Below are 17413 nucleotides of genomic sequence, written 5' to 3' on the forward strand. Positions count from 1 at the left end.
TTTCCGGATCGCGCACATCGCGCACATCGTGCGCTCCTACGTGAAGCATGGCCGGCACGGATGCATGGACGATACGGAAAGGTAGCCGACGGGATCATCCGCGGATAAAGAAAAAGCCCGGCATTGCCGGGCTTTTTCGTTTGCAATCGACCGGGGGTTACGGTCGGTCGGTGCCGCGCCGGGGGTCCGAGTCGAACGCCCGGACATCACCGACGTTGGGGGCGTGCGGGTGGAGGTTGGTCGGGCCGTTCGGGCCTTTGCCACCACCGTTGCCGTCATGGCCGCCACCGTCCGGATCGTGGTCGCCGTCATGGCCCACGTGCGGCATGTTGTGCGACACCTCGTCCAGCTTGTCGCCCAGCATGCGTCGCACCGAGGTGTAGAACACCGGGATGAGCAGCAGGCCGAGGATCGTGGCGAACAGCATGCCGCCGATCACGCCGGTACCGATGGCGTGGCGGGAATTGGCACCCGCACCCGTGGAGATCGCCAGCGGCAGCACGCCGAGGATGAAGGCCATGGAGGTCATCAGGATGGGGCGCAGTCGCAGGCGGGCGGCTTCGACCACGCTGTCGCGCAGTGTCTTGCCTGCCTGCTGCTGCTCCACCGCGAATTCCACGATCAGGATCGCGTTCTTCGCGGCCAGGCCGATGACGGTGATCATGCCGATCTTGAAGAAGATGTCGTTCGGCAGGCCGCGCAGCATGGAGAACACCACCACGCCCAGCAGGCCCAGCGGCACCACCAGCAGCACCGCCACCGGGATCGACCAGCTCTCGTACAGCGCGGCAAGGCACAGGAACACGATGACGATGGACAGCACCATCAGCGCCGTGGCCGAGTTACCCGCCAGCACTTCCTGGTAGGAGGTGCCGGTCCAGTCGAAGCCGAAGCCCTTGCCCAGCTTGTCGTTGACGATGCTCTCCATCGTGCTCATGGCCTGGCCCGTGGACGTGCCCGGCGCATTGTTGCCCACGATTTCCACCGCCGAGTAGCCGTTGTAACGGGTGAGGGTCGGGGCGGCCATGGTCCAGTCCGAATGCACCACGGTGGACAGCGGGATCATGCTGCTGTCCGTGGCGGTGGACGCGCTGGCCACGGTGGACGTGGTGCTCGTGGAACCGCTGGCGCTGGAGGCGGCGAGCGTGCTCGGCGTGAAGATGTGCGCGAACGCATCCGTGCCCATGCGGTACGGGGCATCGGCCTGCATCATTACGCGCTTCACGCGTCCGCCGTACTGGAAGTCGTTGATGTATACCGGCGCCAGGGTGAGCTGGATGGCGGTATAGATGTCACTGACCGACAGGCCCATGGTCTGCGCCTGGGTCCGGTCGACCTTCAGCTGCAGCAGCGGAGCATCCTCGAGCGTGTTGGGACGCACGCCCACCAGCGACTTGTCCTGCGCCGCGGCGCCGAGCAACTGGTTGCGCGCCTGGGTCAGCTCGGTGCGTTCCTGGCCGGAGCGGGCCTGCAGGTACATGTCCACGCCGCCGAACTGCGACAGGCCGCGGATGGTCGGCAGGTTGACCACGAACACCGTGGCATCGCGCACGCCCTGCATCTGGCCGTTGGCCTTGCCCAGGAACTCGGGCACGGTGATGTCGCGATCGGACCAGTCCTTCATGCGGATGAAGTCCATGCCCACGTTTTCGCCCTGGCCGACGAAGCTGAAGCCCGAAATCTGGAAGACGCCTTCCACTTCCGGATTCTTCAGCAGGATGCCGCGGATCTGCTCCTGCACTTTCTGCGTGCGGGCCAGGCTGGCGCCCGGCGGCAGCTGCACGATGGCCAGCGCATAGCCCTGGTCCTCGTCCGGCACGAAGCTGGACGGCAGCCGTGTATACAGGAAGCCCGTGAGTACGGCGACGGCCACGAACACGATCATCCAGCGTGGACCATGGCGCACGGCCGAGTCGATATGACCGCCGTACTTGTGCGTGGTCCAGTCGAACATCTGGTTGAACTTGCGGTAGACGACGTTCTTCCGCTTTTCCGGTTCGTGCTTGAGCAGGGTGGCGCACAGGGCCGGGGTGAAGGTCACGGCGAGGAACGCCGAGAAGCCCATGGACACGGCGATGGTCAGCGCGAACTGCTTGTAGATGATGCCCGAGGCGCCCGGCTGCAGCGCGGACGGGATGAACACCGCCGCCAGCACCACGGTGATCGCCACGATGGCGCCGGTGATCTGGCCCATCGCCTTGCGCGTGGCTTCCTTCGGAGGCAGGTGCTCCTCCGACATGATGCGCTCGACGTTCTCGATGACCACGATGGCGTCGTCGACCACGATACCGATGGCCAGCACCATGCCGAACAGGGTGAGCTGGTTGATGGTGAAGCCCAGCGGCGCCAGGCCGATGAACGTACCCAGCAGGGCCACCGGGATGACCAGCGTGGGGATGATGGTGGCGCGGAAGTTCTGCAGGAAGATCAGCATCACCAGGAAGACGAGGATGATCGCCTCCACCAGCGTGTGCGCCACTTCCTCGATCGAGATCACCACGAACTTGGTTGACTCGTACGGGGCGAACCAGGTCACGCCGTCCGGGAAGCTCTTGGCCAGCTCGTCCATCTTGGAACGGACGGAGTTGGCCACGTCCAGCGCGTTGGCGCCGGGCAGCAGCTGCACACCGAAGGCACCGGTGGGAATGCCGTTGTACTCGGTGGCGAAGCCGTAGTTCTGCGGGCCCAGCTCAACGCGCGCCACGTCCTTCAGGCGAACCACGGTGCCGTCGTTGTTGGCACGCAGGATGACGTTGGAGAACTCCTCGGCCGAAGTGAAGCGGCCTTCGGCGGACACCGTGGCACTGAAGCCCTGGCCGTTGGTGGCCGGGTCGGTACCCAGCGAGCCCGCGGCGAACTGCACGTTCTGCGCCGACAGGGCGGTGCGCAGGTCGGTGGCGGAGAGGCCGTAGCCGCGCAGCTTGTCCGGGTTGAGCCAAACGCGCATGCCGTACTCGGCGCCCAGCTGGCGGGTGCTACCCACACCGGGCAGACGCGCCACCTGGTCGAGCACGCGCGAGGACACCAGGTCGGTGAGCGCGTTGCTGTCGATCGCCTTGTTGGACGAGGTGAGCGCGATGAACATCAGGAAGTCGGGGTTGGCCTTCGCCACCACGACGCCCTGCTGGGTCACCTCCGAAGGCAGGCGCGGCGTGGCCAGCGACACCTTGTTCTGCACCTGCACCTGAGCGATGTCGGGGTCGGTACCGGTGTCGAAGGTCAGCGTGATCGTGGCCTGGCCCGACGAGCTGGACTGCGAGCTGAAGTAGATCAGGTGGTCGATACCCGTCAGCTGCTGCTCGATCACCTGCGTCACGGTTTTTTCGGTCGTATCCGCGCTCGCACCCGGGTAGGTCGCCGTAACGGTGACCTGGGGGGGAGCGATGTTGGGATACGACTCGATACCCATGTTGAGCAGGGAGATCGTGCCGCAAAGGCTGATCAGGATCGCCAGCACCCACGCGAAGATGGGGCGGTCGATGAAGAAACTCGGCATGACGGAACTCCCTTACTGCTGACCGGCCGGCGCGGCGGACGAGCCCGCCTTCGCCGGATCGGCGGCCGGCTGGGCAGGAGACGCCTTGACGGGCGCGTTCTCCTTGGCCTTGGGCACGCCCTGCACGATGATCTTGTCACCCGGCTTCAGGCCACCCGTGACCACCCAGTTGCCGCCCGCGATGCGGTCGGTCTGGATGGGACGGCGGACAGCGGCGGAGTCGATGGTCTGCTCCTTGCCGGCCTGGTCCTTGCTGGTGGCCTTGTCCACGACCAGCACGTAGGCCGAGTTGGCGTCGCGCAGCACGGCGGCCTGGGGCACCAGGTAGACGTTGTGCAGGCTGCCCAGGTTGGCCTTCACCGTCACGAACTGGCCCGGCAGCAGGCGCGTGCCCGTGTTGGTGAGCAAGGCGCGGAGGTCGACCGTGCCGGTCTGCGGGTTCACCGTGGCGGAAGAGAAATCCATCGTGCCCTGCTCGCCGAAGTCGCTGCCGTCGGGCAGCTGGATGCTGACGGTGGACTTGTCGGTGTCGCTCAGGGTGACATTGCCCTTGGCGGCGGCGCCACGCATGGTGTCAAGGTCGCCTACGGACATGTTGAAGTTGACGTAGACCTTGTCGATCTGGTCGACCTGGGTCAGCAGCGTGGTGTCGCCCTGGCCCACCAGGGCACCCTCGGTGACCTGCTGGCGACCGGCGCGGCCGTCGATGGGCGAGACCACGTCGGTGAAGCCGAGGTTGATCCGGGCGGACTGGACGTTGGCCTCGGCCTGCTTCACCGAGGCGTTGCCGGTGCGCTCGTTGGCCTCGGCCGTGTCCAGGTCCTGGCGCGAGATGTAGTTCTTGCCGATCAGCCCGCGCGAGCGATCCGCCGTGGCCTTGTAGTTGGCCGCGGCGGCCTTGGCCGACGAGAGCGCGGCCAGCTGGGCGTCGAGCTCGGCGGTCAGCGGCTGCGGGTCGATCTTGAACAGCTTCTGGCCGGCCTTCACGTCGGTGCCTTCGTCGTAAAGGCGGTGCAGCAGGATGCCGGGTACGCGGGCGCGCACGTCGGCGGTGCGGAAGGCCGAGACGCGGCCGACCTGGTCCTGGACCAGGGGAACATCCTGGGGCTGGGCGGTGATGACGCCCACCTCGGGCGGAGGCGGCTGCTGGGGCGCCTCCTGCTTGTGGCAGGCGGCGAGCGCCGCGGTCAGGCCGAAGGCCATGAGGGACGTGCGCAGGGGCAGGGGATTCATGAAAACTCCGTTCCTATTCCAGGTTTCTTGATCTTTCGCGGCCGGTCATCCGTGGGGATGTCGTACGCGTGCATAAATACGGTTACCGCGTGTCGCGCCCAGTCGTCCTGCGCTTCCTGCCCCCGCGCCTGCATCCCGAAGAGCCGCCGGTCGCCTTCCAGGCCGTGAAGCATGGCCAGGAACAGCTCGGCGGCCACCTCCGGGTCGTCCCGGCGCATGCCGCCTGCGTCCATGGCCTCGGCCATGCAGCGCGACAGCCGCACGGCGACCGTGCCGATCGCCGTGCGGAAGAAGGTCTTCGCGGCAGCCGGGAAACGGGGCGCCTCGGCGATCAACATTCGGCCCAGCGCGACGTGCTCGTGGTCCATCACGTACGTGTGGTGCGCCTGTGCCAACGCATACAGGGTGTCGGCCAGACCGCGACTCTCAGGCGCAAGACTCGCGTGCAAGGGGTGGGCGAGCTGTTGGACGGCGGCGTGGAACAGGGTGTCCTTGTTTTCGAAATGGGCGTACACGGTCTGCTTGGATACGCCGGCCTCGCGAGCCACCGCCCCCATGCTGACCCGGTAACCGTCACGCAGGAACAGGGCGCACGCCGCCTGAAGCACCCGCTGCTGATGATCCGACGCGGGGCGTAACTCCAGGTGCGACATCGACCGATTACCTGCTGGACTATACCGTCCAGTTTAGTATCTGCTTCGGACCAGCGTCAACGGGCAGCCGTGCCATTCGCGGGCGAATTGCTGCATCGCAGCTCGACGCGGACGAGGCCCTGTTGCCGGCCGGACCGAAAGCTGCACACGCCGGATGTCGCGATGCAGTGAAAAAGCGCCTTGCCAAGGCAAACCTGCGGTGTGGCTACATCCCCTGCGTGGGCGCTATGCTTTCACGGATTTCCTTCCCGTCCCCACATCGATATCCGCCCATGAATGCGATTCGCACCGCCGAAAGCGGCCAGTTCGAAGCCCTCGTCTTCGCTGAACTGAAGAAGATCGACTACCCCGCGGAGCGCCTCGATGAGGCGCACTTTTTTATCCAGGCCTTTTTCGAGCGCATCGCGCCGGCCGACCATGCGCTGCACGCGCCGGATCGCTGGGCCGCGCTGATCGCCGACCTGTTGTCGTTCGCCCGTGAGCGCACGCCGGGCAAGGCCAAGGTCCGTGTCTACAACCCGGGGCTATCCGGTACGCGCGCCGTGGTCGAGGTCGTTACCGACGACATGCCGTTCCTGGTCGATACCGTGTCGATGGTCGCCGCCACGCACGCCGACGTGCACGCCATCATCCATCCCGTGGTGCCGGTGCTGCGTTCGGCCACCGGCGTGCTCGAGGCGATCGGCCGCGGCACGACCACCGAGTCGATCATGCGCTTCGAGATCGACCGCATCGACGACACCGAGCTGGACACGCTCAAGGCCCACGTCGAATCGGCCCTGTCCGATGTGCGCGAATCGGTGGACGACTGGCGTGCCATGCGCGGCAAGATGAACGAGATCGCCGACGACCTGGGCCGTCGCTCCCTGCCGTATACGGCCGAGGAAGTGAGCGAGGCCAGCGATTTCCTGCGCTGGGTCGCCGACGACCATTTCACCTTCATGGGCTATCGCGAGTACGAGGTGGCGCCGGGACAGGGCGACGACGTGCTCAAGACGGTCGAGGGCTCCGGCCTGGGCATCCTGCGCACGGCGGAACGCTCGCTGGCGCCGCGCTCGCTGCGCACCCTGGTGGCCAGCGAACTGCCGCGCTCGGGTGCCACCGACGCCATCATCCTGACCAAGACCAACGCGCGCTCGCCCATCCACCGCGCGGGCTACATGGATTACATCGGCGTCCTCAAGTTCGACGACGCGGGCCGCCCGGTGGCGGAGCAGCGCTTCCTCGGCCTGTTCTCGTCCAACGCGTACATGGCCCATCCGCAGCACGTGCCGCTGGTGCGCGACAAATGCGAAGCGGTGATGACCCGTTCGGGCCTCAAGCGCGATTCCCACTCGGGCAAGGCGCTGCGCCACATCCTCGACACGCTGCCACGCGAGGAACTGTTCCAGTGCAGCACCGATGAGCTCTACGCCCTGTCCACCGGGTTGCTCGAACTGGCCCAGCGCACGCGTACGCGCCTGTTCATCCGCCGCGACAGCTACGGCCGTTTCTTCTCGTGCCTGGTGTTCGTCCCGCGCGATCGTTTCAACACCAGCGTGCGCGAGCGCGTGGAAAACGTGCTGCGCGAAGCCTTCCACGGCGAGCACGTGGACTCCGCGGTACTGATGGGCGAAGCCGCCCTGGTGCGCCTGCACGTGGTGGTGCGCCCGCGCATCGGCGATCACCCGGTCTACGATGCCGCGCGTATCGAGGCGCAGATCACGGCCATCGCGCGCAACTGGCACGACGACCTGCGCGATCGCCTGATCGAGAAGACCAGCGAACAGGAAGGCATCATCCTGGCCAATCGCTACGGCAAGCTGCTGCCGGCCGGTTACGTCGACGAGGTGTCCCCGCAGGTGGCCGCCGCCGACGTACGCGCGCTGGCGGGGCTGGATGGCCCCGACGCCATCAGCATGTCGTTCTACCACCCGCCGCATCGGCCGGAAGAACTGCGCTTCAAGGTCTACCGCTCCGGTTCCGACATCGCCTTGTCCGAGGTACTGCCGCAGCTGGAGAACCTGGGCCTGCGCGTACTCACCGAGCACATGTACGAGGTTCGGGTCGGCGACAGCCTGTTGTACATCCAGGATTTCGAAGTGCAGCCCGTGGGCCGGCTGGCATTCGACGTGGCGCAAGTGGGCACGCTGTTCGAGGACGCCTTCGAGCAGATCTGGCGGGGCAACGCCGAGAACGACGGCTTCAACCGCCTGGTGCTGGGCGCGAAGCTCGGCTGGCGCCAGGTCGCCGTGCTGCGCAGCTACACCAAGTACCTGCTGCAGACAGGCGTGGCGTTCTCGCAGGCCTATATGGAGGATGCGCTCAACCGGTATCCGGCCATCGCCGGCCTGATCGTCGAGCTGTTCAACGCGCGCTTCGACCCACGTCGAGAGCACCTCGACGGCGCCGAGCGCGCCACCGCCGAGGCGATGCTCTCGCACGAGATGCACACGCTGATCGGCGAGGACACGCTGTCCGCCCATCCCGGCCTGATCGACACGCTGGTGGCGTCGCTGTCGCGCTCGCGAGACGAGCAGGTCGCCGGTATCGAGGAGGCCATCAACGCGCTGCTGGACAACGTGTCCAGCCTCGACGAAGACCGCATCCTGCGCAGCTACCTGGCCCTGGTCCACGCCACGCTGCGCACCAGCTTCTTCCAGTCGTGGGACGGCGTGTTCCGTCCGTACATCAGCTTCAAGTTCGATTCGCACCAGGTGCCCGACCTGCCCAAGCCGGTGCCGTTCCGCGAGATCTTCGTGTACGCGCCGCGCGTGGAAGGCATCCACCTGCGCTTCGGTGCGGTGGCGCGTGGCGGCCTGCGCTGGTCGGATCGCCGCGAGGATTTCCGTACGGAGGTGCTGGGCCTGGTGAAGGCGCAGATGGTGAAGAACACCGTCATCGTGCCGGTCGGCTCCAAGGGCGGTTTCTTCGTCAAGCGGCCGCCGGCGAGTGCCGATCGCGATGCGCAGCTGGCCGAGGGTATCGCCTGCTATCGCATGTTCATCAACGGGCTGCTGGACATCACCGACAACCTCGTCGAGGGTGCCGTGGTGCCGCCGCACGATGTGGTTCGCCACGACCAGGACGACCCCTACCTGGTAGTCGCCGCGGACAAGGGCACGGCCACCTTCTCGGACATCGCCAACGCCATTTCCACGGAGCACGGCTTCTGGCTGGACGACGCGTTCGCCTCCGGCGGTTCCAACGGCTACGACCACAAGGGCATGGGCATCACGGCCAAGGGCGCGTGGGAGTCGGTCAAGCGCCACTTCCGTGCCATGGGTCGTGATTGCCAGACCGAGGATTTCACCGTGGTCGGCGTGGGCGACATGTCGGGCGACGTGTTCGGCAACGGCATGCTGCTGTCGCGGAAGATCCGCCTGCTGGCCGCTTTCGATCACCGCCACATCTTCCTCGATCCGAATCCGGATGCCGCGACCTCGTTCGCCGAGCGCGAGCGCATGTTCGCCCTGCCGCGTTCCTCGTGGGCCGACTACGACACCTCGCTGATCTCGGCGGGCGGCGGCGTCTGGCCGCGCACGGCCAAGTCCATTCCCGTGTCGGCGGAGATCAAGGCGGTGCTCGGCATTCGCAGCGAAGCCACGCACATGGCGCCGACCGACCTGCTTTCGGCGATCCTGAAGGCGCCGGTGGACCTGCTCTGGAACGGCGGCATCGGCACCTACGTCAAGGCGGCCAGCGAAACGCATGCGGATGTCGGCGACCGCGCCAACAACGCACTACGTGTCAACGGCAACGAACTGCGCTGCAAGGTGGTGGGCGAGGGCGGCAACCTGGGCATGACCCAGAAGGGCCGCATCGAAGCCAGCCAGGCCGGCGTGCTGCTCAATACCGACTTCATCGACAACTCCGCCGGTGTGGACACCTCGGACCACGAGGTCAACATCAAGATCCTGCTCAACGATGCCGTGCAGCGCGGCGAGCTGACCTTCGAGGGCCGCAACCGCCAGCTGGCCGAGATGACCGACGAAGTGGGCCGCCTCGTGCTGTGGGACAACTACCGGCAGAACCAGGCGATCACCGTGATGGAGCACCAGTCGGTGCGCCGCCTGGGTTCGATGGCGCATTTCATCAGCACGCTGGAAGCGGAAGGCATGCTCGACCGCGCGGTCGAGTCGCTGCCCACCGCGGCCGAGCTGGCCGAGCGCAAGTTGCGTGGCCAGGGCCTCACCCGTCCTGAACTGTCGGTGCTGCTGTCGTACGACAAGATCCGCCTGTTCCAGCAACTGCTGGAATCGGATGTCCCTGAAGACCCGTACCTGTCGCGCGAGTTGGTGCGCTATTTCCCTCTGCCCCTGCACGAGAAGTACGCCGAGCACATGCAGCGCCATCGCCTGAAGCGCGAGATCATCGCCACCGCGGTGACCAACTCGACGATCAACCGCATGGGCGCCACGTTCATGATGCGGATGCAGGAAGACACGGGCCACGGCCCGGCGTCCATCGCCAAGGCCTACACCGCCGCCCGCGAGATCCTGGATGCGCGCGAGCTGTGGGCCGAGATCGAGAAGCTGGACGGCGCGGTGGCCGAGGACACGCAGATCGACGCGATCCTGCATATCTGGTCGCTGCTACGTCACCTGACCCGCTGGCTGCTCAACCGTCCGGGCGGCACGCTGGATATCGCCGCCAACGTGGATCGCTTCGCCAACGAGGTGACGGTGCTGCGCAAGGCCCTGCCCGATGCGCTCACCGACACCGGCCGTGGCGATTTCGACGCCAGTCGGGAGAAGTGGGAAGGCCTGGGCGTTCCCGACACCCTGGCGGTACGCCTGGCCCGGGTGCCGGTGCTGCGTGCGGCGCTGGACATGGTCGAGGTATCCAAGCAGAGCGGCAAGGACATGGCCGCCGTGGCGCATGTGTTCTACGAGCTGGCCGAGGTGCTGGACCTGGAATGGCTGCGCGGCCAGATCGAGGCGCTGCCGGTTGAAGGCGCATGGCACGCGCAGGCCCGTGGTTCCCTGCTGGACGAGCTCAACGCCCAGCATCGCGCCCTGGCCTTGCAGGTGCTCTCGGTCGCCGGCGATCGCACGGATGTCAGCCCGGTGCAGGCCTGGCTGCAGCGTGACGATGCCACGCTGAAATACACCCGCGCCATGCTGGCGGAGATCCTGACCCAGAATGCCGACTACCCGATCGCCTCGGTCGCCGTCCGCCGCCTGGCCCAGCTGGCGCAGATTCCGGTGTAAACGGCGTGGTCGCCGGCCGCATGGCCGGCGACCACGCGGGTCTGTGGCGGCGTCTCCAGCGGCCTGGCGGCCGCATCGCCGACATCGTCGGCTCCTACCCAGTCACCGCGATGCCTTATCGCCGACATCGTCGGCTCCTACCAGGGCAATGTGGTGCCTTGTCGCCGACATCGTCGGCTCCTACACAGGCATCGCGATGCCTTGTAGGAGCCGACGATGTCGGCGATCCCGCGTCCGCGGGCAATCCGCCGCACCCAACCATCCCGCCACACCCCAACGCCCACCATCCACCCCGCAACACCCCGGCCTATCCGTCCGCCGCATTTAGGGACTAAGCTCCGCACTGGATATGGAACCCCTTTTCCCATGCGTCTAGCCTTTGTCGCCAGCGAAACCGATGTGGCCCAGCGCGCCCGTGCGGCGCTGGTCAAACGCTACAAGGGCGTGGCGCCCGAAGACGCCGAGATCGTGGTCTCACTCGGTGGCGACGGCTTCATGCTGCGTACGCTGCATGCCCATCGCACCCTCGGCCTGCCGTTCTACGGCATGAAGCTCGGTCGCCTGGGCTTCCTGATGAACCAGCATGACCTCGATCAGTTGCCCGAGCGTATCGAACGGGCCCACCCGGCCGTGCTCCATCCGCTGGAGATGCATACCACCTGCTGCGACGGCACGGAGCACCGTGCCCTGGCCTTCAATGAAGTGGCGCTGTTGCGCCAGAGCAACCAGGCGGCCCACCTGACGGTCAGCCTCAACGGCGACCTGAAGCTCGATGAACTCGTCTGTGACGGCGTGCTCGTCTGCACCCCGGCGGGTTCCACGGCGTACAACCTCTCCGCGCACGGTCCCATCCTGCCGCTGGACGCCAACGTGCTGGCCATGACGCCGATCAGTCCGTTCCGCCCACGGCGCTGGCGCGGCGCCATCCTGCCGCACGCCACGCGCGTCACCCTGCACACCAAGGACCCGAACAAGCGCCCGATCAGCGCCACGGCGGATTTCCACGAGGTGCGCGACGTGAAGTCGGTCGAGATAAAGCAATCCCGCCGCAACGCGGTGCGCCTGCTGTTCGACCCCGAACACAACCTCCAGCAACGCATCCTCGACGAACAATTCGCCCCTTGACCCCACCCGCACCGCGAGGGTGGGAGCGCACGATGTGCGCGAAAACAAGGCGCCACAGCGCCCGACCCACGTAAATCATGCACCCCCCAAACCCACTATGACCCATCCCTCCCAAGACGCCACCAACGCCCACGCCGACAGCGCCATAAGCGACAACCGCCTCGTCGTCGCCATCTCGTCGCGTGCGCTGTTCGACATGGAAGATAGCCACGACCTGTTCGAGCGCGACGGCCTGGATGCCTACCGCGCCTTCCAGATCGAGCACGAGGACGACCTGCTGCAACCGGGCGTGGCGTTCCCGCTGGTGCAGAAGCTGCTCGGCCTGAACGCGCTGTCCGGCAATGTCCCCCCGGTAGAGGTCATCCTGCTGTCGCGCAACTCGGGTGATACCGGCCTGCGCATCTTCAACGCGATCCAGCACTACAAGCTGGGCATCTCGCGCGCCGCCTTCACCAGCGGTGCGCCCACCTCCGATTACATCGCGCCGTTCCGCGCCGACCTGTTTCTCTCCGCCAATGCCGAGGATGTGGGTCGTGCCCTGCGTGCCGGTGTCGCCGCCGCGACGATCCTGCCGTCCACGGCCCCGCAGCGCTCCCGCGAGCAGCTGCGCATCGCCTTCGACGGTGACGCGGTGATCTTCGGCGACGAAGGCGAGCGGGTGTCCAAGGAGCAGGGTCTGGATGCGTTCCATCGCAGCGAATCCGAGCTATGGGCCGAGCCGCTGTCGGGTGGCCCGTTCCGTGGCTTCCTGGCTGCACTGCATCGTCTGCAGGCGGCGTTTCCCGCCGAGACCTCGCCGATCCGCACGGCCCTGGTCACTGCCCGCTCCGCGCCCGCGCACAAGCGCGTGATCCTCACGCTGCGCCGGTGGGGTGTGCGCATCGACGAAGCGTTGTTCCTTGGTGGCCGCGACAAGGGCCCGTTCCTGGACGCGTTCGGCGCCGACATCTTCTTCGATGACTCCCCGGCCAACGTGGAATCGGCCCGGCGGCACGTGGCCACCGGGCACGTGCCGCACGGCGTGTCCAACCCCTAGACGCCGGGCGGCTCGACGGGCCGCCTGGCTCAGACGATGTTCGTCCACCGCCACCAGTCAGTCTTCTTTTCCTCGCGGACGAAGGTGAACAGGCCGGCGCCCAGGATCAGCACGATGCCTACCAGCATCGGCCAGTCCAGGTGGTCGTGGAAGATCAGGTAGCCGAACAGGATGGCCCACAGCATCTGGCTGTACTGCGTGGGTGCCACGCGCGCCGCCGGTGCGTTCTGCGTGGCCAGCATCAGCAGCACGGCACCGGCCGCGGCGAGCAGGCCGTAGCCGAGCACCAGCAACCACTGGTGTGCGTCCGGCCAGACGAAGTGCGGCAGCATCATGATGAAGCCGGCGATCATCGGCCCGACCACGCCGGCGCCGTAGAGGGTGATGCGTTTCTCGGTCGCGCCGGCCATGCGCAGGGCGATGATCGACAGGGCCCCGGTGATGCCGCAGATGATCGCGGCCACATGGCCCTGGCCCAGGTGACGGAATCCGGGGCGAAGCACCACCAGCACGCCCAGGAAGCCCACCACCACCGCCGACCAGCGCCGCCAGCCCACGTGCTCGCGCAGGAACACCACCGAGAGGATGGTGACGAAGATGGGCAGCAGGAAGATCAGCGAGAACGCCTCGGCCATGGGCAGGGCGGTGAACGCCATCACCGCGGTGATGTTGCCGATGGCGCCCGCCATGGCGCGCAGCAGCCACAGGCCGGGCATCTTCGAGACCACGATCTCGCTCCAGCGGTCGCCGGGCTTCTTCAGGAAGGGAAACGCCGCCATGGCCAGGACGGCACCGAAGAACACCGCCTCGTAGGGTGGCAGTGAGCCTTCGAGTGACTTCACGAAGGCATCGCTCCATGCGTAGGCGGCGTAGCAGGCAAAGCCGAGAAGGACGCCTTTGAACATGGGGGAATCCTGCAGCGGGGGGAGGGCGGCCCATTATGCAGGCGTCCCCCTCCCTTGGCGCGCGAGCGGGTTCAGGTACTCGCTGGGCCCACATGTTGCGGGACGCCATGACCGCCCCTGGCCTGGAGGTCTACAATCGGCGGTTTCCGGCCGCCCACGTACGAGTATCCGCATGGCTCACCGTCTCGACCCGCTCGATCTTTACGATGTCCGCTCGCTGCTCACCGACGAGGAGCGTGCCGTGCAGGACGCCGTCGGCCGCTTCGTCGACGAGAAGGTGCTGCCGATCATCGGCGATGCTTTCGAACAGGGCCGCTTCCCGTCCGAGCTCGTGTCCGAGATCGCCTCACTGGGCCTGCTCGGCGCCACCCTGCCCGAGGAGTACGGCTGCGCCGGCATGAACGCCGTCAGCTACGGCCTGATCTGCCAGGAGCTGGAGCGCGGCGATTCGGGCCTGCGCAGCTTCGCCTCCGTGCAGAGTTCGCTGTGCATGTATCCGATTTTCGCGTACGGCTCCGAGGAGCAGAAGCGCGAGTACCTGCCGCGCATGGCGGCGGGTGAGGTCATCGGCTGTTTCGGGCTCACCGAGCCGCACGGCGGGTCCGATCCGGCCAACATGAAAACCGTGGCCCGCCAGGACGGCGGCGACTGGGTGATCAACGGCGCCAAGATGTGGATCACCAACGGCAACCTGGCCCATATCGCCATCGTCTGGGCGCAGACTGACGACGGTATCCAGGGTTTCGTGGTGCCGACCGACACCAAGGGCTTCACCGCCCAGGAAGTCCACAAGAAGATGAGCCTGCGTGCATCCGTCACGTCGGGCCTGTTCCTCGACGATGTCCGCGTGCCCGACAGCGCCCGCCTGCCGAATGTGAAGGGCCTCAAGGGTCCGCTCGGCTGCCTCAACCAGGCGCGTTTCGGTATCACCTGGGGCCCCATCGGTGCCGCGCAGGCCTGCCTGAAGGAAGTGCTCGACTACTCGTCCCAGCGCATCCTGTTCGGTCGTCCGCTGGCGGCCAACCAGGCCGTACAGATCCGCCTGGCCGACATGGCCCGTCGCATCACCACCGCGCAGCTGCTGTCGCTGCAGCTGGGCCGCCTGAAGGATGCCGGTCGCCTTCAGCCGACGCAGGTATCGCTGGCGAAGTGGAACAACGTGCGCATGGCGCTGGACATCGCGCGTGATTGCCGCGACATCCTCGGTGGCGCGGGCATCACCACCGAGCATTCGGCGATCCGCCATGCGCTGAACCTGGAATCGGTCATCACTTACGAGGGCACCGAGACCGTGCACCAGCTGGTGGTCGGCCGTGAACTCACGGGCATCAACGCGTTCTGAGCTTCCTTTCCAGCGAGTCTCCTGCCTCCATGTCCGTCCCGCACCCGATCGCCGCCCGCCACAAGGGCTTCAACCGAGCCGAAATCGTCGACCAGAACTTCGTCGAGTTCGTGCAGTTCTGGCAGGGCGACGTGTCCCGCGCGCCGGACGACGACCAACCGGTCCTGTCGGGCAGCGCGCTGGATGCGCGCGGTTTCCGCGAGCTGCTGGAATCGCAGCTGATCAGCCGGCACCTCGACCTGATGGCGCGGGTACTGCGCGTGCAGAACAAGGTGTTCTACACCATCGGGTCGTCCGGCCACGAAGGCAACGCGATGGTGGCGCGCCTCACGCGTCACACCGACCCGGCGTTCCTGCACTATCGCAGCGGCGGTTTCATGGCCGAGCGCTTCCGCAAGTTGCCTGGTATGGACCCGGTGATGGATTCGGCGTTGTCCTTCGCCGCCAGCCAGGACGATCCCGCTTCCGGTGGCCGGCACAAGGTGTGGGGCAGCAAACCGCTGTGGGTGCTGCCGCAGACCTCGACCATCGCTTCCCACTTGCCGAAGGCGCTGGGCACCGCCATTGCGATCGAGCAGGCACGGCGGATCGGCCATGCGCTGCCGATCCCGCAGGATTCCATCGCCATCTGTTCGTTCGGCGATGCCTCATCCAACCACGCCACCGCGCAGACCGCCTTCAACGCCGCGGCGTGGACGGCTTACCAGAAGCTGCCCGCGCCCGTACTGTTCGTGTGCGAAGACAACGGCATCGGCATCTCGGTGAAGACCCCTGGCGGTTGGGTGGCCAACAACTTCCGCCACCGTGCGGATCTGGACTACTTCCACGCGGATGGCCTGGACCTGGCCGGCGGCTATGCCGATGTGCAGCGCGCGGTAGAGCATTGCCGGCACACGCGCCGGCCCACCTTCCTGCATCTCACCACCACGCGGGTGATGGGCCACGCGGGTACCGACTTCGAGATCGAATGGCGGGCGATCGAGGAACTGGTGGCGCTGGAAGCCACCGATCCGCTGCTGCGCAGCGCGGCCATCGCGCTGGCGTCGGGCCTGTACACCAAGGACGATCTGCTCAACCTCTACAACGCCACCCGCGACCGGTGTTTCGAGGCGGCCGAGGAAGCCGACCGGCGGCCACGCATCACCTCGCTCGCCGAGGTGATGGCACCGCTGGCGCCCTACACGCCCGATGCGGTGCGCGCGGAAGCCGAGCGTAGTGGCGACACGGCCGAGCGCGAACGCGTCTTCGGTGGCGTGGACCGCCTGCCCGAGGTGCAGCCGCCAAAGCATATGGCCGTCCAGATCGGCCAGGCGCTGCACGACCTGATGGCCAAGTATCCGGAAAGCCTGCTGTTCGGCGAGGACGTGGCGCAGAAGGGTGGCGTGTACACGGTGACCAAGGGCCTGCACAAGGCCTTCCGCAACACGCGCGTATTCAACACGCTGCTGGACGAGACGATGATCCTGGGCCTGGCCCAGGGTTACGCCAACATGGGCATGTTGCCGCTGCCGGAGATCCAGTACCTGGCCTATTTCCACAACGCCTGCGACCAGATCCGTGGCGAGGCGGCATCGCTGCAGTTCTTCTCCAACGACCAGTATCGCAACCCGATGCTGATGCGCGTGGCGTCGCTGGGTTACCAGCGCGGCTTCGGCGGGCACTTCCACAACGACAACTCGATCACCGCGCTGCGTGACATTCCCGGCCTCGTCGTCGGTTGCCCGAGCCGCGGCGACGATGCGGCCACCATGTTGCGCACGCTGGCCGCGCTGGCGAAGGTGGATGGCCGGGTTACCGCGTTTCTCGAGCCGATCGCCCTTTACATGACGAAGGACCTCTACGAGGCCGGCGACGGGCAGTGGCAGTTCGCCTATCCGGCGCTCGGGCAGGCGATGCCGCTGGGCGAGGGACGCGTGTACGACGAGGATGCGACGGACCTGGTCGTGTTCACCTTCGGCAACGGTGTGCCGATGAGCCTGCGCGCCGCGCGGCGCATCGAGGCGGCGCATGGCTGGAAGGTGCGCGTGGTGGACCTGCGCTGGCTGGTGCCGCTCAACGACGGTTTCATCGCCGCCCAGGCGGCCGGGGCGAAGCGCATCCTGGTCGTGGACGAGGGGCGCAAGAGTGCAGGGGTGGGCGAGGGCGTGATCACGGCGATCGTGGAAGCCGGGCTGGGTCACCTGCCGCTGCGTCGTGTGGTCGGCGCCGATACCTTCACGCCGCTGGCGGGCGCGGCTTTCCTGGTTCTTCCCGGCGACGACGACATCGTCGCCGCGGCGGATGCGCTGGCGGGCGGTTAGGGTTCGGCTGCGAGGCTGCGAGGCTGCGAGGCTGCGAGGCTGCGAGGCAAGAGCCGGCGGGTGCCACCCTCGTGGTCACGCCTGCGGCGACCCGTCAAGGAAGGGCCGCGTGCGCGGCCGTGTATCTATTC

At 66.8% G+C, this 17413-nt stretch carries 8 protein-coding genes and 1 pseudogene; 5 read left to right on the forward strand and 4 right to left on the reverse strand.

The window, feature by feature from the left end; all coding sequences use genetic code 11:
• Window positions 1-340: 340 nt before the first annotated feature.
• From QRN34_RS06620 to QRN34_RS06630, 3 genes and pseudogenes are all read right to left on the reverse strand, one after another.
• Window positions 341-3496 (reverse strand): annotated as a pseudogene (locus QRN34_RS06620) (multidrug efflux RND transporter permease subunit); the annotation flags it as partial.
• A gap of 12 nt (window positions 3497-3508) precedes the next feature.
• Window positions 3509-4729 carry an efflux RND transporter periplasmic adaptor subunit gene (locus tag QRN34_RS06625; RefSeq protein ID WP_285403146.1) on the reverse strand — a complete coding sequence of 407 codons (1221 nt, stop codon included), beginning with the start codon at window positions 4727-4729 and terminating at the stop codon, window positions 3509-3511.
• Window positions 4726-5382, reverse strand: a complete 657-nt coding sequence (locus QRN34_RS06630) for a TetR/AcrR family transcriptional regulator (protein WP_036143130.1) — start codon at window positions 5380-5382, stop codon at window positions 4726-4728. Before QRN34_RS06630 ends, QRN34_RS06625 begins: the two co-directional genes overlap by 4 nt.
• Before the next feature lie 272 nt (window positions 5383-5654).
• Between QRN34_RS06630 and QRN34_RS06635 the strand changes: the two genes are divergently transcribed.
• The 3 genes from QRN34_RS06635 to QRN34_RS06645 all read left to right on the forward strand — a co-directional run bounded on the left by QRN34_RS06635 (window position 5655) and on the right by QRN34_RS06645 (window position 12735).
• Window positions 5655-10574, forward strand: a complete 4920-nt coding sequence (locus QRN34_RS06635) for an NAD-glutamate dehydrogenase domain-containing protein (protein ID WP_285403147.1) — start codon at window positions 5655-5657, stop codon at window positions 10572-10574.
• A 366-nt stretch (window positions 10575-10940) separates the two neighbouring features.
• The gene (locus QRN34_RS06640; protein WP_036143126.1) at window positions 10941-11699 is read left to right on the forward strand and encodes an NAD kinase; all 759 of its coding nucleotides are present in this window, start codon (window positions 10941-10943) and stop codon (window positions 11697-11699) included.
• 97 nt (window positions 11700-11796) lie between these two features.
• Window positions 11797-12735 carry a 5'-nucleotidase gene (locus QRN34_RS06645; protein ID WP_285403148.1) on the forward strand — a complete coding sequence of 313 codons (939 nt, stop codon included), beginning with the start codon at window positions 11797-11799 and terminating at the stop codon, window positions 12733-12735.
• A gap of 29 nt (window positions 12736-12764) precedes the next feature.
• Here the strand turns inward: QRN34_RS06645 and QRN34_RS06650 are convergent, their stop codons facing one another.
• Complete coding sequence (locus QRN34_RS06650) at window positions 12765-13640, reverse strand: DMT family transporter (protein WP_285403149.1); 876 nt, start codon at window positions 13638-13640, stop codon at window positions 12765-12767.
• Window positions 13641-13812: 172 nt separating this feature from the next.
• On the opposite strand from QRN34_RS06650, the gene QRN34_RS06655 reads away from it, so the two are divergent.
• Together QRN34_RS06655 and QRN34_RS06660 are read left to right on the forward strand one after the other, a co-directional pair.
• Complete coding sequence (locus QRN34_RS06655; protein ID WP_285403150.1) at window positions 13813-14982, forward strand: acyl-CoA dehydrogenase family protein; 1170 nt, start codon at window positions 13813-13815, stop codon at window positions 14980-14982.
• A gap of 29 nt (window positions 14983-15011) precedes the next feature.
• Window positions 15012-17282 (forward strand): thiamine pyrophosphate-dependent enzyme, encoded by a 2271-nt coding sequence (locus QRN34_RS06660; RefSeq protein ID WP_285403151.1) that lies wholly within the window; start codon window positions 15012-15014, stop codon window positions 17280-17282.
• The last annotated feature ends 131 nt before the right edge of the window (window positions 17283-17413 follow it).

The sequence above is a fragment of the Luteibacter sp. ME-Dv--P-043b genome (genome assembly GCF_030209605.1).
In the GTDB taxonomy this organism is placed as follows: Bacteria; Pseudomonadota; Gammaproteobacteria; order Xanthomonadales; family Rhodanobacteraceae; genus Luteibacter.